Raw genomic sequence first — 22,013 nt, 5'->3', positions numbered from 1 at the left:
CGCCCGAGGCGCGGCTTCGGGAGCGCCCGGCTTCAGGCGTTAGCGTGTGCCAGTGAGTCTCGTCCGCCTTCGCCTCGACCTCGCCTATGACGGCACCGACTTCGCCGGCTGGGCCCGGCAGCCAGGGCTGCGGACTGTGGAGGCGACGCTCGTCGAGGCGTTGGCCCGTGTGCTGCGGCAACCGGCCGTCCAGGTGACCGTGGCCGGGCGGACCGACGCCGGGGTGCACGCGCTGGGCCAGGTGGCCCACGCGGACGTCGACGCCCAGGCGTGGGAGGCGATGCCGGGGCGCTCCTCACGGACGCCCGAGGAGTCCCTCGTGATCCGGTTGACCGGGGTGCTGCCGCCCGATGTGGTGGTGCACCGGGTCGCGGTCGCGCCGCCGGGCTTCGACGCCCGCTTCTCGGCCCTGCGCCGCCTCTACGCGTACCGGATCTGCGACACCGCGGCGCGCCAGGACCCGTTGCGCAGGGCGTCGGTGCTCCGGCACCGCCGGGCCCTGGACGTCGAGGCCATGGACGCGGCGAGCCGGCTGCTGCTGGGCCGACACGACTTCGCCGCGTTCTGCAAGCCGCGCGAGGGGGCCACGACGATCCGGACCCTGGAGAACTTGTCCTGGACGCGTCCGACGCGCGGCGCCGACGAGGGCCTCGTCGTCGCCCGGGTCCAGGCCGACGCGTTCTGCCACTCGATGGTGCGGGCCCTCGTCGGCGCGTCGCTCGCGGTGGGCGAGGGCCGTCGCCCGGTCACCTGGCCGGCCGAGCTGCTCGCCAGCCGCAAGCGGGACCCGGGGAGCGCCGTGGCCCCCGCGTACGGGCTGACTCTCGAGGAGGTCACCTACCCGCCGGACGAGGAGGTGGGACTGCGCGCCGCGCAGACCCGCGCGATCCGTTCCGCGGAGGACATCGACCGCCCTTGCGGGTGACGGACAGCCGCGACGGGCCAGGGCCCGCCTGGCGCGGTCAGGGGGCGTTGCCGGTCTGGGCCTGGTCGTGGCTGGTCGCCGCCGGGCCCGGGGGCTCCGGGCTCTCGGGCTCGTCGATCAGGTCGACCGGCTCCTCGATCAGGTAGACGGCGGCCTCCTCGGCGCTCGCGGCGCCGCCGGCCACACCCTCGTCGATCGCGAACTGGTCGTTGGCGCCCGCCTCGACGGCGTCGCCGTCCTCCACGAGCCGACCGGCTCGGCCGGGCTGGCGGGCTGGGTCGATAGGAGGACCGGGGGAGTCCCACACCTCGGGCTCCTCCTCGGCGAGCCGACGGTCAAGCGGCTCGCCGTGGGCCTGCTCCCAGGGCGTCTCGCCGAACCTCACAGGGGAGGGCCGCTCGGGCGCCGAGTACCAGGCCTCGTCAAGGAGCTCGTCGACACCGCGGGCTTCCAGCATGTCCTCCTTGGGCAGCTGGTTGCTGTCGCCCTCGGTGACGAGCTCCGGATCGGGACGGGTGGCGGGGGTCTCATCGCTCATGCCTCCACCCTGGCCCAGGTCCCCAGGTCCCGCGAGGCGACGGAATGTGGTCGCGGGCAGGGGCCTCGCCCGGGGACACTGGTGCTGTGGGACACCTCGACATCAGCTCCGTGAGCTACTTCCTGCCCGATGGGCGACCCCTCCTCGACGAGGTGGACCTCCGGGTCGCCGACGGCGCGAAGGTCGCACTGGTGGGCCCGAACGGCGCGGGGAAGACCACGCTGCTGCGCATCGTCGCGGGCGACGAGGCGGCGCACGGTGGCACCGTGGCGCGGACCGGGGGCCTGGGCGTCATGCGGCAGATGGTGGGCCGCATCGATGACGCCCGCTCGATCCGGGACCTGCTGGCCTCGCTGGCGCCGGCGGCCATCCGGGACGCCGCGGCTGAGCTCGCCGCGGCGGAGCTCGGGATCATGGAGGTCGACGACGAGCCAGCCCAGATGCGGTACGCCTCGGCACTGGTCGACTGGGCGGACGTGGGCGGCTACGAGGCCGAGGCCGGCTGGGACCAGGTCACCGACGCGGTGCTCTCGATCCCGTTCGACCGGGCGCAGGACCGCGAGGTCCGCACCCTGTCGGGCGGTGAGCAGAAGCGGCTGGTGCTGGAGGCCTTGCTGCGCGGGCCCGAGGAGGTGCTGCTCCTCGACGAGCCCGACAACTACCTCGACGTTCCGACCAAGCGCTGGCTCGAGGCCCAGCTGAAGGCCTCGCCCAAGTCGGTGCTGTTCGTCAGCCACGACAGGGAGCTGCTGTCTCACGCGGCGACGCAGGTGGCGACCTTGGAGCCCACGGCGACGGGGTCGGGCATCTGGGTGCACGGCGGCTCGTTCAGGACCTACCCCCAGGCGCGCGAGGACCGCCGCAGCCGCCTCGAGGAGCTCATGCGGCGCTGGGAGGAGGAGCACGCGAAGCTCAAGACCCTGGTGCTGACCCTGAAGACGAAATCCGCGTTCAACGACGGGCTCGCGTCGCGGTACTCGGCCGCGCAGACCCGGCTGCGCAAGTTCGAGGAGGCCGGGCCGCCCCAGGTGGTGGCCCGCGACCAGGACGTCCGGGTGCGGCTGCGCGGCGGCCGGACGGCGAAGCGCGCGGTGGTCGCCGAAGGGCTCGAGCTGACCGGGCTGATGCGCCCGTTCGACCTCGAGGTGTGGTTCGGCGAGCGGGTCGCGGTGCTGGGCTCGAACGGCTCGGGCAAGTCGCACTTCCTGCGGCTGCTCGCGTCCGGCGGCTCGGACCCCGGGGTCGAGCACGAGCCGGCGGGCGAGACGGAGGTGGCCCCGGTGGCCCACACCGGTCGCGTGGTGCTGGGCTCGCGCGTGCGGCCGGGCTGGTTCGCGCAGAACCACACGCACCCGGAGCTGGCCGGGCGCACCCTGCTCGACATCCTGCACCGGGGGGACGGGCACCGTTCGGGCATGGGCCGCGAGCCCGCGAGCAAGGCGCTGGACCGCTACGAGCTCGTCGCGGCCGCGGAGCAGACGTACGACACGCTCTCCGGCGGGCAGCAGGCGCGGTTCCAGATCCTGCTGCTGGAGCTGGGCGGCGCCACGCTGCTGCTGCTCGACGAGCCGACGGACAACCTCGACCTGCATTCGGCCGAGGCCCTGGAGGTGGGGCTCGCGGCGTTCGAGGGCACCGTCATGGCCGTGACCCACGACCGCTGGTTCACCCGGACGTTCGACCGGTTCCTGCTGTTCGGGGCGGACGGCGAGGTCGTCGAGACCCCGGAGCCGGTCTGGGACGCGGCGCGCGTCGAGCGCGTGCGCTGACCTGGCGCCCCCGGATCTCAGACGGCGGGCGGGTGGGCCACCAGCATCACGGCGATCGCCGCCATGACGACCGCGACCCCGGCGTCGAGCACCTGCCAGGCCCGCGGCCGGGCGAACACGGGGCGCAGCCGGGTGGCGCCGCCGGCCAGGGCGCTGAACCAGACGATGCTCGCGAGCCCGGCGCCGGCTCCGAACACCCAGCTGCCGACGGGGCCGTGCTGCTGCGCGAGGGCGCCGATCAGCACGACGGTGTCGAGGTAGACGTGCGGGTTGAGGAACGTGAGGGCGAGGCAGGTGGCCAGCACGGCGCCGCGCGTCGCCGGGCCGTGGGCGGCCGGGTCGAGGTGGGACGGGCGCCGGGCGCGTCTGGCGGCGCCCGCCGCCAGGACGAGCAGGAAGGCCGCGCCGCCGTAGCGGCTGGCGGTGAGCACGCCGGGATGCGCGACGACGATCGCGCCGAGGCCCGCGACCCCTGCGGCGATGAGTACCGCGTCGGCTCCCGCGCACACCAGGACCACCGGCACGACGTGCTCGCGGCGGATGCCCTGGCGCAGCACGAACGCGTTCTGGGCGCCGATCGCGGCGATGAGGGACAGGGCGGTCAGGAAGCCGGTGAGGAGCGTGGGCACGAGCCGACGCTAGGCGCCCCAGCAACGGAACTCCAGCGAATGTTCCTGTAGAACCATTAGCATCGCTGATGTGTCGTATCCACCCGAGCAGCTCGCCGCCCTCGCCGCGGTGGTCTCGGAGGGCACGTTCGACGCGGCCGCGCGCCAGCTGCATGTCACGCCCTCCGCCGTGAGCCAGCGGGTCAAGTCGCTCGAGGAGCAGGTCGGCAGGATCCTGGTGCTGCGCTCCCGCCCCTGCCGCGCCACGCCCGAGGGGGAGGTGCTGGTGCGGCTGGCCGGGCAGGTCGGCCTCCTGGCCGCTGACGCCCGGGCCCAGCTGGGCGCCGATCGGGCTGCGACCGTCCGGCTCGCGGTGGCGGTCAACGCGGACTCCCTGTCCACCTGGTTCCCCGCCGCCCTCGTCGACCTGCCCGAGGGCGTGCTCGTCGACCTGCACCGCCAGGACCAGGACAGGTCCGCCCAGCTGCTACGGGACGGGGCGGTCATGGCCGCGGTCACCGCGGACCCGCGCGCCGTCCAGGGGTGCCGGGTCAGGCCGCTCGGCTCGATGCGCTACCTCGCCGTCGCCGCCCCGTCGACGCGTCAGAGGTGGTTCGCGGACGGCCTGACGCGGGACGCTCTCGCGGTGGCGCCACAGCTCGCGTTCGACCGGGTCGACGCTCTCCAGCGGCGCTTCATTGCGGACGTGGCCGGCGAGGGGGTGGTTCCGCCCGTCCACCACGTGCCGTCCTCGTCGGCCTTCCTCGAGGTGCTCCGGTCGGGGCTGGGCTGGGGGATGGCGCCCGAGCAGGCAGTGGCCGACGACCTCGCGGCCGGGGCGCTGGTCGAGCTGGCGGCGGGTCGTTGGCTCGATGTGCCGCTGTGCTGGCAGAGCTGGTCGCTGCGCACCCCGACGCTCGACGCCCTCACCGCCCGGGTGGTCGCCGCGGCCGCCTCCGCGCTGCGTCCTGCGAGCGCGTTTTGACCCTTCGGCCGACGTCCGGCTACTCTTGTGTGTCGTTGTGCGTCCCCCGTTCCCAGACGGCGGCTCCGGTGCGTTCCCACTCGCCGGTCCCCAGGGACGCCACCGACAGCACTCACGGCGGGCCCGCCACCTGCGGGCCTTCGCTCTGACACATTCATTACACGAAACGAAGGCCAACGACCGTGCGCACGTACACCCCGAAGCCCGGCGACGTCGAGCGGAACTGGTACGTCATCGACGCGAGCGATGTCGTCCTGGGCCGCCTTGCCACACACGTGGCCACGTTGCTGCGCGGCAAGCACAAGGCGACCTTTGCCCCCCACGTCGACGGCGGCGACTTCGTCATCGTCATCAACGCCGACAAGGTTGCCCTCACCGGCAACAAGCGCGAGACCAAGCTCGCCTACCGTCACTCGGGTTACCCGGGCGGTCTGCGTGCGACGCGGTACTCCGAGCTGCTCGAGAAGCACCCCGAGCGGGCCATCGAGAAGGCGGTTCGCGGGATGCTCCCGAAGAACTCGCTCTCTCGCGCGCAGCTCAGCAAGCTCAAGGTCTACGTCGGGGCGGACCACCCGCACGCGGCCCAGCAGCCGAAGCCCTTCGAGATCAGCCAGGTTTCTCAGTAGGCCCCCGGCCTGCTGCGAGCACGACACAGGACGCGAGGACACCACTAGTGGCCGAGACCACGGTCGACATCGACCTTGAGGGCGACGACACGCCCACCAGCTACACCTCTGAGACGTCGGCCCCCGTGGGCCGTGGCCAGAGCATCACGGCCCCCGGGCAGGCCCTGGGCCGCCGCAAGGAGGCGATCGCCCGCGTTCGCCTGGTGCCCGGCACCGGCACGTGGAAGATCAACGGCCGCACCCTCGAGGAGTACTTCCCGAACAAGGTGCACCAGCAGCTCGTCAACTCCCCGCTGAAGCTGGTCGACGTCGAGGGTCGCTTCGACGTCATCGCCCGCATCACCGGCGGCGGCGTGAGCGGCCAGGCCGGCGCGCTGCGCCTGGGCATCGCCCGTGCGCTGAACGTGATCGACGAGGACGCGAACCGCGCGCCGCTCAAGAAGGCCGGCTTCCTGACTCGTGACGCCCGCGTCGTCGAGCGCAAGAAGGCTGGTCTCAAGAAGGCCCGCAAGGCTCCGCAGTACTCCAAGCGCTGATCTCTCAGCCGAGGCCCGATGGCCCCGATGGTCTTCAGGACCTTCGGGGCCATCGGCTTTTGCCCAGCGGGTCGTGCAGCGCCCCGCCCGTGTTCCAGGAAAGGGTCAGCTGATGGGTCGACTGTTCGGCACCGATGGTGTCCGAGGGCTCGCGAACCGTGACGTCACCGCCGAGGTGGCGCTCGACCTCGCGGTCGCCGCCGCGCACGTGCTCGGCGCGCAGGGGGTGTTCGCCGGCCACCGAGCCCGTGCCGTCGTCGGCCGCGACCCCCGCGCGTCCGGGGAGTTCCTGAGCGCGGCCGTCGCCGCCGGGCTGGCCAGCGCCGGCGTCGACGTGATCAACGTGGGCGTTCTGCCGACGCCGGCCGTCGCGTTCCTCACGGCCTCCCTCGACGTCGACCTCGGCGTGGTGCTGTCCGCGTCGCACAACCCCATGCCGGACAACGGCATCAAGTTCCTGGCGCGCGGCGGGCACAAGCTCGACGACGAGCTCGAGATCGCGATAGAGGAGCGGCTCCGGGAGCCGTGGGACCGCCCGCTGGGCGCCGACGTCGGGCGCATCCGCGTCGACACCGGTGTCGCGGGGGAGTCGTACGTGGCCCACCTGGTCAGCACGGTGGGCGTGAGCCTCGCCGGGCTGCGGATCGCGGTGGACTGCGCGAACGGCGCCGCGAGCGAGGTCGGGCCGGCCGCGCTGCGGGCCGCGGGCGCCGACGTGGTCGTCATCAACGCCTCGCCCGACGGGCGCAACATCAACGAGCAGTGCGGCTCGACGCACCCCGAGCAGTTGCAGGCCGCCGTCGTGGCGGCGGGCGCGGACCTGGGCGTGGCCTTCGACGGCGACGCCGACCGCTGCCTCGCTGTCGACCACACCGGCGCGCTGGTCGACGGGGACCAGATCATGGGCGTGCTGGCCCTGGCGATGCGGGACAGCGGCGCCCTGGCGCACGACACGCTCGTCGCCACGGTGATGAGCAACCTGGGCCTCAAGCTCGCGATGACCGCGCAGGGCATTCGCATGCTCGAGACCTCCGTCGGCGACAGGTACGTGCTCGAGGCCATGCGGGCCGGCGGGTACTCGCTGGGCGGCGAGCAGTCCGGACACGTGATCCTCTCCGACCACGCCACCACGGGCGACGGCGTCCTCACCGCGCTGCAGCTCGCCGCGCGCGTGGCCAGCACCGGGCAGAAGCTCGAGCAGCTCGCCGGCGTGGTGCAGCGCCTGCCGCAGATCCTGGTGAACGTGCCCGGCGTCGACCGCACCCGTGCCGGCAGTGACGAGGTGCTCGCCGCGGCGGTACAGACGGCCCAGGCGGAGCTCGGGGACACGGGCCGGGTGCTGCTGCGCCCTTCGGGGACCGAGGCCCTGGTCCGCGTCATGGTCGAGGCCGCGAGCCAGGCGGATGCCGAGCGCATCGCCGGGCGGCTCGCCGACGTGGTCCGGGAACGGCTCGCGCTGTGAGCATTCCCGCCGACGTGCTGCGGGTCCACACGCAGCGGCTGCTCGCCGCAGCGCAGGAGGACCCGTCCGGGATCGTGCCCATCGTGCAGGCGGGCCACCCGGTGCTGCGCATGGTCGCGGAGCCCTACGACGGGCAGCTCGACGGCAGCGAGCTCGAGGCGCTGATCGCGGTCATGCGGCGCACGATGCACGCCGCCCCTGGCGTCGGGCTGGCGGCCCCCCAGATCGGGCTGCCGCTCGCGCTGGCGGTCGTGGAGGACCCGGGCCCGATCGACGACGAGATGCGGATCGCGCGCGAGCGCCCCGCCGTGCCGTTCCGGGTGCTCGTCAACCCGCGGTACACCGCGATCGGCGAGGAGCGCGCGGCGTTCTACGAGGGCTGCCTGAGCGTCGAGGGGTACCAGGCCGTCGTGGCACGGCCGCGCCTGGTCCGCCTCACCGGCGCCGACGAGACCGGGGCCGTGCTCGACGAGGTGGTCTCCGGCTGGCCGGCCCGGATCGTGCAGCACGAGACCGACCACCTGGGCGGGACGCTGTACGTGGACCGCGCCCTGCTGCGCTCGCTCGCGGCCACCGACGACCTGGGCGGCAGCTGGGCGGCGGAGCCGCACCCGGTGGCGGCGGCGAAGGCGCTCGGCTTCGACCTGGAGCGCTGAGCCCTCCGGCTCGCTGTGCCGCCGCAGGGCCCGCGACCTACTGTGGTCGCAGGTCCGGGCCGCCGCCCCGGCCATGGCGGCGGGGGGCTGATCGGGCGTGGAGGACTGGCTCGTCCACCTGGTGGGGTCCCCCTGGGTGTACGTCGCCCTGCTCGCGTTCGTGACCATCGACGGGTTCTTCCCGCCGGTCCCCAGCGAGTCCGCCGTGATCGCACTCGCGGCGCTGTGGGCCTCGAGCGGGCAGCCGAACGTGTACCTGGTCGCTGCGGTGGCCGCCGTCGGCGCCTTCACCGGCGACCAGATCGCGTACACCGTCGGGTCCAAGGTGGACCTGCACCGGGTGCGGCTGTTCCGGACGGCGCGGGGCAGGCGCTCGCTCGCGTGGGCGGAGCGCGCGCTGGCCCGGCGGGGCGCGGCGTTCATCCTCGCCGCTCGTTACATCCCGGTGGGGCGGGTCGCGGTGAACATGACGGCTGGATCGCTCGGCTACCCCCGGGGCCGCTTCGTGGCGCTGACCGCCTTCGCCGGCGCCACATGGGCGACGTACGGCGTCTTCATCGGCATTGGCGCCGGACGGTGGCTGGGGGACCATCCGGTGCTCGCCGTCGTGGTGGGTGTCGTGACAGGGCTGCTGCTCGGGCTGCTCCTGGACTGGCTCCTGCGCCGGCTGCTGCCGGGGTCGATGGAGACGGTGCGGCTCGATCCTCCGGAGCACGGCGGGCCCGCCACGAGCGGCGGCCCGGGCGACGACGCCGGTCGGCGCTGACCGCAGCGCCAGTCCCGGCGGGCGAGTCCTGGGGAGGGACGGGAGGTCCCCCTTGTGGAGGGCGCCGGGCGCCCGGGATCTCATCCGGACGGAGGACGACCCCGAGCGGCCTGGGCGACATGCTGGTCAGGGGCGACGCGGCCACGATTCAGGGGGCACTCGGGGGGATAACCGATGTCGTCCGCGCCGTCCGGCTCCCTAGTCTCGTGAGCACGTGCCGCACCGTGCCCAAGTCACCACGACCGGGCGCCCACGCTGCCTGGCAGCCGGACAAACCTGGAGCTGATGACTTGCTGGAGGAGTGGATCCTCGCACTCGCAGGCTCGGGATGGGTCTACATGGGGGTGATGGCCTTCGCCGCCATCGACGGCGTCTTCCCGCCCGTGCCGAGCGAGTCCGTGGTGATCGCCCTGGCGGCGCTCACGATGACGAACGGCACACCCAACCTGTGGCTGCTGGGCCCTGCGGCGGCCGTGGGCGCGTTCGTGGGCGACCAGGTGGCGTACCTGATCGGCAGCCGTGTCGACGTGCACCGGCTGCGCCTGTTCCGCGGCACGCAAGGCGCCAAGGCGCTCGCGTGGGCCGAGAAGGCGCTCGTCGAGCGCGGGTCGTCCTTCATCCTCGCGGCGCGCTACATCCCGATCGGACGCGTGGCCGTCAACATGACCGCGGGTGCGCTGGGCTACCCCCGCGCCCGATTCATGGCGCTGTCATCGCTCGCGTGCGTCACGTGGGCCGCCTACGGCATCGCGATCGGGGTCGGCGCGGGAGCGTGGCTGCACGACCATCCCGTGGTGGCCGTGGTGGTCGGCGTGTGCGTCGGGGCCGCCGTGGGCCTGCTCATCGACCTCGTCCTGCGGAAGTGGCTGCGGCCGGGGGCGGACGCGGAGCCGACGCGGCTGAGCCGCCCGGGGAGGCGCGGCCAGGACGCGCCCGGGCAGGACGCGCCCGGGCAGGACTCGCGGCCGGAGCTGGCTGCCGGCCAGCAGCAGCATCTCTAAGGTGGAGCGGTGTCCGACATGTCGCGAGCCGTCCCTTTCCATGCCGTGCCGCGGGAGGGCGTCGATCCCTCCGCCGGTGGCGCACTGCACCGCAACGCGGCCCGGGTGCACCGGGCGCTGACCGAGCTGGGCGTGCGGGGCGAGGTGCGCGAGCTCGCCGGCTCGGCGCGCACGGCGGCGGACGCCGCCCGGACGCTCGGGGTGGACGTGGGCGCGATCGCGAGCTCGTTGGTGTTCTTGCACGACGGCTCCCCGCTCCTCATCGTGACGTCCGGCGCCCACCGGGTGGACCCCGCCCTCGTGGAGGAGCTCCTCGGTGGACGTCTCGACATGGCCGACGCGGCGACGGTGCGTGCTGCCACCGGGCAGCCCATCGGCGGCGTCGGGCCGGTGGGGCACCCCGCGCCCCTGCGCACGCTCGTGGACGTCGCGCTCGGAGCGTTCGACGTCGTGTGGGCGGCCGCCGGGACCCCGCACGCCGTCTTCCCGACCAGCTACGCGGAGCTGGTGCGGATCACCGCGGGGACCCCCGCCATCGTCGGCAGGTGAGGCGCCGCGTTCGGGCGCTCTGTCCCTGAGTGCGTGCCTTCGCTGGTCACGCCGAGGCAACGATCCCGCGGCGCCGCCTAACGATCTGGTCTCGACCGGGGCCGTGGCCGGGCCGGCTGCCTAACCTCGATGTGGGACCACACCGTCGTCGTCCCCTGCAGCCGTCCCCGCTCGTCACGAGCGGGGCGGCACTGCGGACAGGACGGACGACGGGGATGGGGCGGATGAGCGGATCGGGCGACGTGCTCGCTGGCTCGCGCGACCGCCCGCGACGGCGGATCGCCGCGCAGACGAGTATCGCGGCCGCCGCGCTCGCCCTCTCCGGGTGCACGTCCGCCGCGGTCGGGTCGGCGCCGGCTCCGGCGGAGACCGCGATCGCCGCCGACTGCCTGGCGCCGCAGGTCGTGCAGAGCCTGGGCCTGGTCCTCGATCCGAGCGCGACAGCCACGACTCATCCCGACGTGCCCGCCGCGGGCTCCGTCCCGGAGGGCTTCGCGCCGTCGGCGGCGATCCAGTGCCTCGCGGGCGAGACGCTCACCGATGTCGTGGGGGTGTGGGACGCGGTGACGGTCCGCCGGCTGGAGGGTGACCTCGCCGGCCTCGTCGACGCCCTCGCTCGCCCGTCCATGAGCCCGAACCCGTACGGCTGCGCTGACTCGCCCGGCGCCGACCCGGTGGGGGAGGTGTGGCTCATCGATGCCATGGGCCGGGCGATCCGGGCGGCCGTGCCGCTCGACGGCTGCGGCAGAGGGCGGCCCGAGGTGGCCGCGGTGATCGACAGGCTCGACGAGGTGGAGGCCACCCACTACCCGGTGCGGCTGTCCCGCGCGCGGCTCGCCACCGACCAGGTCGGCCACGCGGACCAGTCGCCCTGACGGGCGCCGAGGCGGGCCGCGTCAGAGCTTGCGCAGCCGCACACGCTCGACGGCGTGGTCGCGTCCCTTGCGCAGCACCAGGGTGGCCCTGCTGCGGGTCGGCAAGATGTTCTGCACCAGGTTCGGGGCGTTGATCGTGTCCCACAGGCGCTCTGCGGTGGCCACGGCCTCCTCGTCGCTGAGCGAGGCGTAGCGGCGGAAGTAGGACTCGGGACGCGAGAAGGCGGTGGCTCGCAGCGACAGGAATCGGTCGACGTACCACTGGCGGACGTCGTCGGTGCGGGCGTCGACGTAGATCGAGAAGTCGAAGAAGTCGCTCACCGCGAGGTTCGATGTGCCCTCGGACGTCGGCCGGGCTGGCTGCAGCACGTTCAGGCCCTCGACGATGAGGACGTCGGGCCGGCGCACCACCGTCTCCGCGCCAGGGACGATGTCGTAGGAGAGGTGGTCGTACACCGGGGCGCGCACCTCGGGACGGCCCGCCTTGACCTTCGAGACGAACCGGACCAGAGCCCGCCGGTCGTAGGACTCGGGGAAGCCCTTGCGGTCCATCAGGCCGCGGCGCTCGAGCTCGGCGTTCGGGTACAGGAACCCGTCGGTGGTGATCAGCTCGACGCGCGGGGTCGCCGGCCACCGCGCCATGAGCTCGCGCAGCAGGCGAGCGGTGGTCGACTTGCCCACCGCCACCGAGCCGGCCACGCCGATGAGGAACGGGGTGCTGCCGGTGTCCTCCCGCAGGAACGTGCTCGACGCCTCGTGCAACCCGCGCGTGGCGCCCACATAGAGGTCGAGCAGTCGCGAGACGGGACGGTAGACCGCGTCGACCTCGGCCAAGTCGATCGGGTCGCCTAGTCCCGCGAGCCGCTCGACATCGGTGTCGGTCAGCGGCAGCGGTGTGGACTCCGACAGCGCGGCCCAGGCCTTGCGGTCGAGATCGACGTAGGGGGTGGACGGCACAGGCTCGACGCTCGGTGGCACTCACCGATTGTGCACGATGGTCGACCGGCGGCGCTGGGACTCCCACGCAGCGCCGTCGCCCGGCGGTGTGCGCCGCAGTGCGTGGCGGTCGTCACGCCCCCCCGGTATCAGGCCCGGCGCCGGTGATCGCCACCGTAGACTGGCGCGCATGTGCGGAATCGTCGGATACGTCGGCAGCCAGGAGCCCAACGGGCGTCCCCTCGAGGTCGTCCTCGAAGGTTTGCGACGGCTGGAGTACCGGGGCTACGACTCCGCGGGCATCGCGATCACCGGCACCGCCGATTCGACGGTCGCTGTCGCCAAGAAGTCCGGCAAGCTCGCGAACCTCGTCGAGGTGCTCGACGCGTCGCCGCTGCCGGCCGGCACCGCGGCGATCGGCCACACGCGCTGGGCCACGCACGGCGGCCCCACGGACGCCAACGCGCACCCGCACGTGGTGGGGGACCTCGCCGTCATCCACAACGGCATCATCGAGAACTTCGCGCAGCTCAAGGCGGCCCTCGCTGCCGACGGCGCGGCGTTCCAGTCGGAGACCGACACCGAGGTCGTGGCGCACCTGCTGCACCGGGCCCACCTGGAGCTGGGCGACCTGACAGCGGCGATGCTGTCGGTGGTGGGCCGCCTGCACGGCACCTTCACGCTGCTCGCGGTGCACGCCTCGGCGCCCGACACGGTGGTCGGCGCCCGGCACGACTCGCCGCTCGTGGTGGGGATCGGCGAGGGCGAGAACTTCCTCGGCTCCGACGTGGCCGCGTTCATCGCGCACACCAAGGAGGCCCTCGAGCTGGGCCAGGACCAGGTCGTGACCATCACGCCCACCACGGTCGAGGTCACCGACTTCGCCGGGAACGCCGTCGAGGCGCGGCGCTTCACCGTCGACTGGGACGCCGCGGCGGCGGAGAAGAACGGCTTCCGCTCGTTCATGGACAAGGAGATCCACGACCAGCCGCAGGCTGTCGCGGACACCCTGCTGGGCCGCACCGACATCAGCGGGCGCCTGGTGCTGGACGACCTGCGCATCGACGAGTCGGTGCTGCGCTCGGTCGACAAGATCGTGGTGATCGCCTGCGGGACGGCCGCGTACGCCGGCCACGTCGCCAAGTACGCGATCGAGCACTGGTGCCGCATCCCCGTCGAGGTCGAGCTCGCGCACGAGTTCCGCTACCGCGACCCGGTCGTCAACGCCAAGACGCTGGTCGTGGCGATCTCCCAGTCGGGCGAGACGATGGACACCCTGATGGCCGTGCGGCACGCGCGCGAGCAGGGTGCGAAGGTGCTCGCCATCGTCAACACGCACGGCTCCACGATCCCGCGGGAGTCCGACGCGGTGCTCTACACGCACGCCGGGCCCGAGATCGCCGTCGCGTCGACCAAGGCGTTCTTGTCGCAGATCACCGCGGCCTACCTGCTGGGCCTTTACCTGGCGCAGCTGCGCGGCAACAAGTTCGCCGACGAGATCGCCGAGATCCTCGACGACCTGCGCCAGATGCCGGACAAGATCCAGCAGGTGCTCGACCGCGCCGACCGCGTGCGGGAGACCGCGCGCTCGATGGCCGACGCGTCCTCGGTGCTGTTCCTGGGCCGGCACGTCGGGTTCCCGGTGGCGATGGAGGGCGCGCTCAAGCTCAAGGAGCTCGCCTACATCCACGCCGAGGGCTTCGCCGCGGGCGAGCTCAAGCACGGGCCCATCGCGCTGGTCGAGGAGGGCCAGCCGGTGTTCGTCGTGGTCCCCTCGCCGCGCGGCCGCGACTCGCTGCACTCCAAGGTCGTCTCGAACATCCAGGAGATCCGCGCCCGCGGCGCCCGCACCCTGGTCATCGCCGAGGACGGCGACGACGCGGTGCTGCCGTTCGCCGACGAGGTGTTCTTCGTGCCGCAGTCCCCGACGCTGCTCGCCCCGCTGCTGGCCGTGGTGCCGCTGCAGGTCTTCGCGTGCGAGCTCGCCACGGCCCGCGGGCTCGACGTCGACCAGCCGCGGAACCTCGCCAAGTCCGTGACGGTCGAGTGAGCGCCGCCGGATGAGCCCCGCATGATCGTCGGCGTCGGCATCGACGTCGTCGACGTGGCACGGTTCATGGCGACGCTCGAGCGCGCCCCCGGGCTGCGCGCGCGGCTGTTCACCGCGGAGGAGCGGGACCTGCCGGCGAGCTCGCTGGCCGCGCGGTTCGCCGCGAAGGAGGCCATCGCGAAGGCTCTCGGCGCGCCTGGCGGGATGCGGTGGCAGGACGCCACGGTGCGCCGCGTGGTGGGCGGGCCGCCCGAGGTGGAGGTGCGTGGGACGGTCCTGGCGCGCGCGGAGGCGCTCGGCGTGGCCCGGTTCCACCTGTCGATCTCGCATGACGCCGGGATCGCCTCCGCGATGGTGGTCGCGGAGGCGGACCCCGGCTGAGTCGTGCGGCGAGCGGTCAGCGCAGCGCCGGCACGACCTCGCGCTCGAACAGCTCGATGCCGGACCGGTCGTAGGCCGCCTCGGCGAAGTACGTGATCGGGTACGTCATGCCGAGGACCTCGAGCTCCTTGAGCTTGTCGACGATCTGCTCCGGCGTGCCGACCAGCGGGCCTGAGCGGAACTCCTCGAGGACCTCGTCCGCCTTGGCGGGGACCGTGCGGCGGTAGTGGTCGTGGACCCACGCGAGGCGGTCGTCCACCTCAGCCTGGGTCGAGCCGATCACCACGTTGTAGTTCGCCGAGCGGGTGATCTCCGAGAAGTCCCGGCCCAGCGTCGCGCAGTGCTCGGCCAGCACGGCCGACTTGTGCGCGAAGCCCTCGGGGCTGCCGTCGAAGTTCGTGTAGGCCGCGTGCTGCGCGGCGATCCGCAGGGTCTTCTTCTCCCCGCCGCCCGCGATCCACAGCGGGGGGCCGCCGACCTGCAGCGGCAGCGGCGACAGCTGGGCGCCGTCGACCTGGTAGTGCACGCCGTCGAGCGTGGCCACCCCCTTGGACCACAGCTGCTCGAAGATCTGCACGCCCTCCTCGAGGGCCGCGATCCGCTCGCCGGCGCGGGGGAACCCGTAGCCGTAGGCGCGCCACTCGTGCTCGTACCAGCCGGCGCCGATGCCCATCTCGACCCGGCCGCCGGAGATGATGTCGGCCGTCGCGGCGACCTTGGCGAGATACGCGGGGTTCCGGTACGCCATGCAGGTGCACATCTGGCCGAGGCGCACGCGCTGGGTGCTCGCGGCGAACGCGGAGATGAGGCTCCAGGCCTCGTGGGTGGCCTCGCCGTTGGGCTCGGGCACCGCGTGGAAGTGGTCGTAGACCCACACCGACTCCCAGGTGCTGCCCTGGTCGGCGTGCTGGGCGAGGCCGTTCATCACGGCCCAGTGCTCGCGGGGGTCGATGCCGGTCAGGTCCTGGCGCCAGCCCTGCGGAATGAAGAGTCCGAATCGCATGGGCTGAACCTATCGGGTGAACCTGGCGCGACCGGGGCGCCCACGCCCGACATGATGGGTGTCGTGATCCTCGCCTACACCGCCGCAGACGTCCGCGCCGCCGAGGAGCCGCTGCTGGGCGCCGGCCTCCCACTCATGGACCGCGCCGCCCATGCGCTCGCCACCCGGGTGGCCGTGCTGCTGCGCGAGCAGCGGGGGCAGGTGCGGGGGGCGTCGGTGGCGGTGATCGCGGGCTCCGGCTCGAACGGCGGGGACGCGCTGCACGCCGGCGCCCTGCTGGCCCTCCGGGGGGTGGCGGTCACTGCCGTGCTGACGTCTCCGCGCGCGCACCCGGGCGGCCTGGCGGCGTTGCGCGCCGCCCGTGGGCACGTGCTGCCGTTGGCGGACCAGGAGCCTGAGGGCGAGGCGCGCGACGGAGCCGGGGTGTGGGCGGGAGAGGCCGTCGCCGCGGCGTACTCCGCGGACGTCATCCTCGACGGCGTGCTCGGCATCGGCGCCACCGGGGCGGTGCGCGGGCCCGCCGGCGAGGTGCTGACCCTGCTCGCGGAGCTGCTCGCGGACGAGAGGGCCGGAGGGCAGGTCGTCTCGCCGGTCGTCGTGGCGGTCGACACCCCGAGCGGGATCGACGTGGACACCGGCGCGATCCCCCGCGCGGACCGGCCCGAGAGCGTCGCCGCGCGCGGCCCTGTGCTGCCCGCGGACCTGACGGTGACCTTCGGGGCGGCGAAGGCGGGATTGCTGCTGCCGCCGGCGAGCCGTGACACCGGCCGGCTGGAGGTCGTCGACATCGGGCTCGACCTGACGGGGGTGCGCCCGGCCGCCGCCCGGCTCGAGTCGGGGGACGTCGCCGCGTTGTGGCCGGTCCCCCCGACCGACGCGCACAAGTACTCCCGGGGGGTGCTGGGAGTCGTGGCAGGGACACCCGCCTACCCGGGCGCCGCGGTGCTCACTGTGCGCGCCGCGATCCGATCGGGCGTCGGCATGGTGCGGTACCAGGGGTCGCCGGGGGTGAGCGCCACGGTGCTGTCCTCCTGCCCCGAGGTCGTCGCGGGCGACGGGCGCGTGCAGGCCTGGACGCTCGGCCCGGGCGTCGACCCGGATGACGGGGCCCAGGCCGAGCGGGTGCACGCCGCCCTGGCGGCGGTCCTCGCGCAGGAGCAGCCGGCCGTGGTGGACGCGGGCGCGCTCAGCCTGATCCCGGTGCGGCTGGCCCCGTGGGTGGTGCTGACGCCCCACGCGGGCGAGCTGGCCGCGCTGCTGAGCGCCCAGGGTGAGGACGTGGACCGGGCGCAGGTCGAGGCGGAGCCGCTCCGCTGGGCCCGGCGAGCACACGAGCTCACCGCCGCCACGGTGCTGCTCAAGGGATCGACCACCGTGGTGGTGGGCGCCGGGGGCTCCGTCTACGCGCAGGCTGACGGCCCGGCGTGGCTGGCCACCGCCGGGGCCGGAGACGTGCTCGCCGGCCTGCTGGGCGCCCTGCTCGCGGGGCGCGCCGAGGACGTGGTCGCCGACCCGTCGCTGGTCGCGGCCCTGGCCGCCGCTGCCGCGCTCGTGCACGGGCGGGCGGCGCACCGCGCCAACCCGGGCGGGCCGGTGTGGGCCACCGCCGTGGCGGACGCGATCCCCGGGACCGTGGCCGAGCTGCTGCGCGCCTGACAGGAGCCTCCCCACTGCCCGCCGACCCGCCCTTCAGAGCCATGAGCCCTCACGGCGCGGTGCACCCACAGGGCGGTGGGAGACTGGGCGGGTGAGCTCATTCCCCGCTCGTGCCGTCGTCGACCTCTCCGCCATCCGCGCCAACGTGCGCTCGCTGGCCGCCCACGCCCCGACCGCGCAGGTGATGGCAGTCGTCAAGGCCGACGCCTACGGCCACGGCCTCCTGCCGGTGTCCCGCGCGGCGTTGGAGGCGGGCGCGACCTGGCTCGGCGTGGCCCAGCTCGGCGAGGCGCTCGAGCTGCGCGCCGCGGGGATCACCGCGCGGGTGCTCACCTGGCTGTACGCGCCGGGCGCGCCGCTCGACCAGGCGGTGGCGGCCGACGTCGACCTCTCGGTCGCCGCGCCGTGGGCGCTCGACGAGGTGGTGGCCTCGGCCCGGGCCGTGGGGCGGACGGCGCGCGTGCACCTCAAGGTCGACACCGGGCTGGGCCGCAACGGGTTGACCCCCGACCAGCTGCCCGCGGTGCTGGACGCCGCGCTGCGGGCCCAGGCCGAGGGCGCCGTGCAGGTCGTCGGCCTGTGGTCCCACCTCGCCTTCGCGGACGAGCCGGACCACCCGACGGTGCACGCGCAGGCAGAGGTCTTCGCGGAGGCGCTCGCCCTGGTCGAGGGCCGCGGCGCCCGCCTCGAGGTGCGCCACCTGGCGAACTCGGCGGCCACGCTGACCGCGCCGGCCCTGCACTACGACCTCGTGCGCCCGGGCATCGCCGTCTACGGCCTGTCCCCGGTGCCGCAGCTCGGCGGCCCCGCGGACTTCGGATTGACGCCGGCGATGACCTTCGAGGCACAGCTGGTCACGGTCAAGCCCGTGCCCGCGGGCCAGGGCGTCTCCTACGCGCACGCCTACGTGACGCCGGGGGAGACGATGCTGGGCGTGGTGCCGGTGGGGTACGCGGACGGCGTGCCCCGGCACGCCTCCGGCTCGGCGCAGCGGCCGGGCGGGCCGCTCCTCGTGGGCGGCCGGCGGCTGTCCGTCGCGGGCAGGGTCTGCATGGACCAGGTGGTCGTCGACCTGGGGCCGGGCGCGCGCGAGCGGGAGGGCGACCGCGTCGAGCTCTTCGGCACGGGCGCCTCGGGCGGGCCGACAGCACAGGACTGGGCTGACGTCGCGGGGACGATCAGCTACGAGATCGTGACCCGGGTCGGTGGGCGCGTGCCGCGCGTCCACGTCGACCCGGAGCACGCAGAGCCTGTGGCCGCGCCGCAGGTGGAAGGAGCCGCACGATGACGGTGGTGCAGCAGGTCCAGCTCGAGCTGGCCGACGCGGAGGCGACGCGGGCGTTCGGCCGCGAGCTGGCACGTGTCCTGCGGGCGGGCGACCTCGTGGTCCTCACCGGCGACCTCGGCGCGGGGAAGACGACCCTGACCCAGGGCATCGGGGTCGGGCTGGGCGTGCGCGGCCAGGTCGCCTCCCCGACCTTCGTGATCGCCCGGGTGCACCCGCCGCTGCCCGACGCGGAGGGCACGCGGCCCGCGCGCGCCGAGGCCGGCGAGCGCCCGTCGCTGGTCCACGTGGACGCGTACCGGCTCGGCTCGCTCGAGGAGGTCGACGCGCTCGACCTCGACGCGAGCCTCGACGAGTCGGTCACCGTCGTGGAGTGGGGCGAGGGCCTGGTCGAGGGCCTTGCCGCCGACCGCCTGGAGGTCGCGCTCCGCCGGCCGCGCGGAGGGGAGCTGACGCTCGACCTGGAGGACGCCGCCACCGGGGTCCGGTTGGTGACCGTCACCGCGGTCGGGGAGCGGTGGGCGGGCGTCCCGCTGCCCGGCTGACCTCGACGGTTCCCGCTCAGGCGCCGAGAAGTGGCACGCTGTTCTCGTGCCTGTCATCGCCCTCGACACCTCTGCCGCCGTCGCCGTCTCCCTGATCGACGAGTCGGGACGCGCTCTCGCGTCCCGCTCGACGCCTGAGCAAAGGCGCCATGCCGAGCTCCTGGCCCCGATGATCGTCGACGTGCTGGCCGAGGCCGGAGTGGACCGTGGCGACCTCACCGCCGTCGTGGTGGGGACCGGCCCCGCGCCGTTCACGGGCCTGCGGGTCGGTCTGGTCACCGCCCGGACTCTCGCGTTCGCGCTCAGCATCCCGGTGCACGGGGTCAGCAGCCTCGACGCGCTCGCGGTCGGCGCCGCGCGAGAGCTCGCCCTGGAGCCCGGCGCCGAGCTGCTGGCGGTCACCGACGCGCGCCGCCGCGAGGTCTACGCGGCCCGGTACCGCGTGGCCGCCGCGCCCGCCCACGCCGCCCATGGCCCGCTGGTCGAGTTGGTGGACGGCCCCGTGGTCGACACCCCGCAGGCGGTCGCGGAGTCGATCGGGCAGGGGGCCCTCGCTGTCGGAGCGGGCGCCTCGCTGTACGGCGAGCACCTGTCCGCCGCCGCGGGCGCCCCCGCGAACCCCGACCCGGCGGACCTGGCCCGGCTCGCGCTCGCACGGCTGGCCGCGGGCGCCGGGACGCTTCCCACCGAGCCGCTGTACCTGCGCCGGCCGGACGTCGTCCCGCCGGCCGAGCGCAAGCGCGCCTCGGCGTGACGACCGCACCGGGGGTCCTCGTCCGCCCTCTGGGCGAGGAGGACCTGCCCGTGCTCGAGCGGATGGAGCAGGAGCTGTTCGGGCCGGGGGCCTGGTCGAGCGCCTCCCTGGCCGAGGAGCTGAGCGGGCCGGGCCGCTGGTACATCGGCGCCGAGGACGTGGCCACCGGCGCGCTGGTCGGGTACGCAGGCCTCTGGTTCGATGGTTTCGACGCCCAGGTGATGACCATCGGCACCGACAGCGCCCGCCAGGGGGCCGGCGTGGGTACGGTGATGCTGGACGCGCTGGTCGCGCACGCCCGAGGCCTGGGCGCCGGGAACGTCCTGCTGGAGGTGCGGGTCGACAACGAGCCCGCGCTGCGGTTGTACGAGCGGGCCGGCTTCCGCCGCATGGGGCGCCGTCGGGGGTACTACCAGCCCGAGAACGTGGACGCGTGGACGATGAGCCTGCCGCTGCGATGACGCCGGCATGAGCGTGAGGAGTGACGATGGATTCCGAGACGATCGACGGTGGACCGGTGGACTCGGGTCGGGCCGATGTGCTCGTCACGGCCCACGAGCTGCTCGACCTGCTGGGGCGTGCCTCCGGCTCCGGGCCGATCACCCCCGTGGTGCTCGACGTGCGCTGGGAGCTCGGCCGATCGGACGGCCATGAGCAGTACCTCGCCGGGCACGTGCCCGGAGCCGTCTACGTGGACCTCGAGGCCGATCTGGCCGCGTTCCCGAGCCCGCAGCACGGGCGCCACCCGCTGCCGGAGCCGGAGGACCTGCAGGCCGCCGCACGCCGGTGGGGGGTGCGCGGCGGGGTGCCCGTCGTGGTCTATGACACGGTCGGCGGGATGTCCGCGGCCCGTGCCTGGTGGCTGCTCCGGTGGGCCGGCGTCGCCGACGTGCGGCTGCTGGATGGCGGCCTGCCCGCCTGGCTCGCGGCCGGGGGGCGGCTGGACGTCGGCGAGGTGACTGCCCGACCTGGCGACGTGGTGCTCGAGACCGGCGCGCTGGCGACGATCGGGCCGGACGAGGCCCGTGCGCTCGCGGAGACGGGCGTGCTGCTCGACGCCCGCGCGGCCGAGCGCTTCCGCGGCGAGGTCGAGCCGGTCGATCCGCGCGCGGGGCACATCCCGGGGGCAGTGTCGGCGCCGACGTCGGAGAACCTTGACGAGGTGGGCCGGTTCCTGCCGACAGCCGACCTGGCCGCGCGTTTCGCGGCGCTCGGGGCGGTGGGCGGGGCGTCCGTGGGGGTCTACTGCGGCTCCGGGGTCACCGCCGCCCACCAGGTCGCCGCGCTCGCGGTCGCCGGCATCGACGCGGCGTTGTACCCCGGGTCCTGGTCGCAGTGGTCGAACGACGCCGACCGCCCAGTCGAGACCGGGCCGGGCGTCGGCGTGAGGGCGACGGGCAGCCCGAGCTAGGCGCCGCGGGCCGCGTTCAGACGGTCAGGCTGGCCTGGGAGTAGGACAGGCGCGGGGCCCGGGGGTAGGACGTGCCCGCGCCCTCGGCGTAGCCCACGTTGACCACCAGCAGGGACTGCCAGCCGTTGTCGGCGAAGAACTCGGCGTCGATCGCGGCGGCGTCCATGCCGCCCATCGGCCCCGCGGCGAGCCCGGCGGCACGGAGCCCGACGATCAGGTACCCGACCTGCAGCAGGGCGTTCGTGCGAGCCATCTGCGCCCGCTGCTCGGCGGCGGGCTCGAGGGACTCGGCCATGCCGGCCATGTGCGGGGCGAGCACGGGCAGGTGCCGGTGGAAGCCCGGGTCGGCGGCGAGGACGATGGAGACGGGCGCCTCGAGGACCCGCTGGCGGTTCCCCTCGGACATGTGGGCGGCGAGGCGCTCACGCGCGTCGCGACCCCGGACCACCAGCAGCCGCAGCGGCACGGTGTTGATGGCCGTGGGGCCCCACTTGACCAGGTCGTAGACGGCGGCGAGCTGCTCGTCCGTGACGTCCTCGTCGGTGAACTGGCTGACCGTGCGCGCCTCGCGGAACAGCAGGTCCGCGAGGTCCTCGGGCAGGGCGAGGTGGTCGGTGCGGGGGGCGGTGAGATCGTCGATGGTCACCACCCGTGAACGGGCCCGCGGGCGTGCGGCTTCCCGATCTGCGGTATGAC

The 22,013-nt window shown here is 74.2% G+C and carries 24 protein-coding genes; 19 read left to right on the top strand and 5 right to left on the bottom strand.

Going from position 1 to position 22,013, the window contains the following annotated elements; translation table 11 throughout:
• Window positions 1–52: 52 nt before the first annotated feature.
• Window positions 53–925: a tRNA pseudouridine(38-40) synthase TruA gene (gene truA / locus NP064_RS13520; RefSeq protein ID WP_227570331.1), complete on the top strand. Its 873-nt coding sequence runs from the start codon at window positions 53–55 to the stop codon at window positions 923–925.
• 37 nt (window positions 926–962) lie between these two features.
• Here truA and NP064_RS13515 read toward each other — a convergent pair whose 3' ends face one another.
• Window positions 963–1,463, bottom strand: a complete 501-nt coding sequence (locus NP064_RS13515) for a DUF5709 domain-containing protein (RefSeq protein ID WP_227570332.1) — start codon at window positions 1,461–1,463, stop codon at window positions 963–965.
• Window positions 1,464–1,549: 86 nt separating this feature from the next.
• Between NP064_RS13515 and NP064_RS13510 the strand changes: the two genes are divergently transcribed.
• A complete protein-coding gene (locus tag NP064_RS13510) occupies window positions 1,550–3,232 on the top strand; it encodes an ABC-F family ATP-binding cassette domain-containing protein (protein ID WP_227570335.1) in 1,683 nt (560 codons plus the stop codon).
• A 17-nt stretch (window positions 3,233–3,249) separates the two neighbouring features.
• Here NP064_RS13510 and NP064_RS13505 read toward each other — a convergent pair whose 3' ends face one another.
• The gene (locus tag NP064_RS13505; protein WP_227570336.1) at window positions 3,250–3,861 is read right to left on the bottom strand and encodes a LysE/ArgO family amino acid transporter; all 612 of its coding nucleotides are present in this window, start codon (window positions 3,859–3,861) and stop codon (window positions 3,250–3,252) included.
• A 70-nt stretch (window positions 3,862–3,931) separates the two neighbouring features.
• Here NP064_RS13505 and NP064_RS13500 point away from each other — a divergent pair, with 70 nt between their 5' ends.
• The 9 genes from NP064_RS13500 (at window position 3,932) to NP064_RS13460 (ending at window position 11,296) form a co-directional block, all read left to right on the top strand.
• A complete protein-coding gene (locus tag NP064_RS13500) occupies window positions 3,932–4,825 on the top strand; it encodes a LysR family transcriptional regulator ArgP (protein ID WP_227570337.1) in 894 nt (297 codons plus the stop codon).
• Window positions 4,826–5,007: 182 nt separating this feature from the next.
• Window positions 5,008–5,451, top strand: coding sequence for a 50S ribosomal protein L13 (gene rplM, locus NP064_RS13495; RefSeq protein WP_227570338.1), 444 nt, complete (start codon window positions 5,008–5,010; stop codon window positions 5,449–5,451).
• A gap of 47 nt (window positions 5,452–5,498) precedes the next feature.
• Complete coding sequence (rpsI, locus tag NP064_RS13490; protein WP_227570339.1) at window positions 5,499–5,987, top strand: 30S ribosomal protein S9; 489 nt, start codon at window positions 5,499–5,501, stop codon at window positions 5,985–5,987.
• Between the two features lie 112 nt (window positions 5,988–6,099).
• Window positions 6,100–7,449 (top strand): phosphoglucosamine mutase, encoded by a 1,350-nt coding sequence (gene glmM / locus NP064_RS13485; RefSeq protein ID WP_227570340.1) that lies wholly within the window; start codon window positions 6,100–6,102, stop codon window positions 7,447–7,449.
• Window positions 7,446–8,105: a peptide deformylase gene (locus tag NP064_RS13480; protein ID WP_372456406.1), complete on the top strand. Its 660-nt coding sequence runs from the start codon at window positions 7,446–7,448 to the stop codon at window positions 8,103–8,105. The genes glmM and NP064_RS13480 overlap by 4 nt, the downstream gene beginning before the upstream one ends.
• Before the next feature lie 97 nt (window positions 8,106–8,202).
• The gene (locus NP064_RS13475; RefSeq protein WP_227570341.1) at window positions 8,203–8,871 is read left to right on the top strand and encodes a DedA family protein; all 669 of its coding nucleotides are present in this window, start codon (window positions 8,203–8,205) and stop codon (window positions 8,869–8,871) included.
• A gap of 290 nt (window positions 8,872–9,161) precedes the next feature.
• Window positions 9,162–9,872: a DedA family protein gene (locus NP064_RS13470; protein WP_227570342.1), complete on the top strand. Its 711-nt coding sequence runs from the start codon at window positions 9,162–9,164 to the stop codon at window positions 9,870–9,872.
• Window positions 9,873–9,890: 18 nt separating this feature from the next.
• Complete coding sequence (locus NP064_RS13465; RefSeq protein WP_255624047.1) at window positions 9,891–10,421, top strand: YbaK/EbsC family protein; 531 nt, start codon at window positions 9,891–9,893, stop codon at window positions 10,419–10,421.
• Window positions 10,422–10,645: 224 nt separating this feature from the next.
• Window positions 10,646–11,296, top strand: coding sequence for a hypothetical protein (locus NP064_RS13460; RefSeq protein ID WP_227570344.1), 651 nt, complete (start codon window positions 10,646–10,648; stop codon window positions 11,294–11,296).
• 21 nt (window positions 11,297–11,317) lie between these two features.
• Here NP064_RS13460 and coaA read toward each other — a convergent pair whose 3' ends face one another.
• The gene (gene coaA, locus NP064_RS13455; RefSeq protein ID WP_308015339.1) at window positions 11,318–12,253 is read right to left on the bottom strand and encodes a type I pantothenate kinase; all 936 of its coding nucleotides are present in this window, start codon (window positions 12,251–12,253) and stop codon (window positions 11,318–11,320) included.
• A gap of 169 nt (window positions 12,254–12,422) precedes the next feature.
• On the opposite strand from coaA, the gene glmS reads away from it, so the two are divergent.
• On the top strand, window positions 12,423–14,282 hold the full coding sequence (gene glmS, locus NP064_RS13450) for a glutamine--fructose-6-phosphate transaminase (isomerizing) (RefSeq protein WP_227570347.1): 1,860 nt from the start codon (window positions 12,423–12,425) through the stop codon (window positions 14,280–14,282).
• A 21-nt stretch (window positions 14,283–14,303) separates the two neighbouring features.
• Complete coding sequence (locus NP064_RS13445; protein WP_227570348.1) at window positions 14,304–14,663, top strand: holo-ACP synthase; 360 nt, start codon at window positions 14,304–14,306, stop codon at window positions 14,661–14,663.
• 16 nt (window positions 14,664–14,679) lie between these two features.
• On the opposite strand, the gene NP064_RS13440 is transcribed toward NP064_RS13445, so the two are convergent.
• A complete protein-coding gene (locus NP064_RS13440; RefSeq protein ID WP_227570349.1) occupies window positions 14,680–15,666 on the bottom strand; it encodes an LLM class F420-dependent oxidoreductase in 987 nt (328 codons plus the stop codon).
• 54 nt (window positions 15,667–15,720) lie between these two features.
• Between NP064_RS13440 and NP064_RS13435 the strand changes: the two genes are divergently transcribed.
• The 6 genes from NP064_RS13435 to NP064_RS13410 all read left to right on the top strand — a co-directional run bounded on the left by NP064_RS13435 (window position 15,721) and on the right by NP064_RS13410 (window position 21,317).
• The gene (locus NP064_RS13435) at window positions 15,721–17,322 is read left to right on the top strand and encodes a bifunctional ADP-dependent NAD(P)H-hydrate dehydratase/NAD(P)H-hydrate epimerase (RefSeq protein WP_227570350.1); all 1,602 of its coding nucleotides are present in this window, start codon (window positions 15,721–15,723) and stop codon (window positions 17,320–17,322) included.
• A gap of 91 nt (window positions 17,323–17,413) precedes the next feature.
• Window positions 17,414–18,610, top strand: coding sequence for an alanine racemase (gene alr / locus NP064_RS13430; RefSeq protein WP_227570351.1), 1,197 nt, complete (start codon window positions 17,414–17,416; stop codon window positions 18,608–18,610).
• On the top strand, window positions 18,607–19,152 hold the full coding sequence (gene tsaE / locus NP064_RS13425; protein ID WP_227570352.1) for a tRNA (adenosine(37)-N6)-threonylcarbamoyltransferase complex ATPase subunit type 1 TsaE: 546 nt from the start codon (window positions 18,607–18,609) through the stop codon (window positions 19,150–19,152). Before alr ends, tsaE begins: the two co-directional genes overlap by 4 nt.
• Before the next feature lie 46 nt (window positions 19,153–19,198).
• Complete coding sequence (gene tsaB, locus NP064_RS13420) at window positions 19,199–19,906, top strand: tRNA (adenosine(37)-N6)-threonylcarbamoyltransferase complex dimerization subunit type 1 TsaB (protein ID WP_227570353.1); 708 nt, start codon at window positions 19,199–19,201, stop codon at window positions 19,904–19,906.
• A complete protein-coding gene (gene rimI / locus NP064_RS13415; RefSeq protein WP_227570355.1) occupies window positions 19,903–20,367 on the top strand; it encodes a ribosomal protein S18-alanine N-acetyltransferase in 465 nt (154 codons plus the stop codon). The genes tsaB and rimI overlap by 4 nt, the downstream gene beginning before the upstream one ends.
• A 26-nt stretch (window positions 20,368–20,393) precedes the next feature.
• Window positions 20,394–21,317 (top strand): sulfurtransferase, encoded by a 924-nt coding sequence (locus NP064_RS13410; protein WP_227570356.1) that lies wholly within the window; start codon window positions 20,394–20,396, stop codon window positions 21,315–21,317.
• Between the two features lie 16 nt (window positions 21,318–21,333).
• Here the strand turns inward: NP064_RS13410 and NP064_RS13405 are convergent, their stop codons facing one another.
• Complete coding sequence (locus tag NP064_RS13405; protein ID WP_227570357.1) at window positions 21,334–21,963, bottom strand: malonic semialdehyde reductase; 630 nt, start codon at window positions 21,961–21,963, stop codon at window positions 21,334–21,336.
• Between the last annotated feature and the right edge of the window lie 50 nt (window positions 21,964–22,013).

Source organism: Cellulomonas chengniuliangii (assembly GCF_024508335.1).
Taxonomy (GTDB): domain Bacteria; phylum Actinomycetota; class Actinomycetes; order Actinomycetales; family Cellulomonadaceae; genus Cellulomonas_A; species Cellulomonas_A chengniuliangii.
The sequence above is the reverse complement of the archived record's forward strand: the minus strand, read 5'-3'. Positions and strand labels throughout refer to the sequence as shown.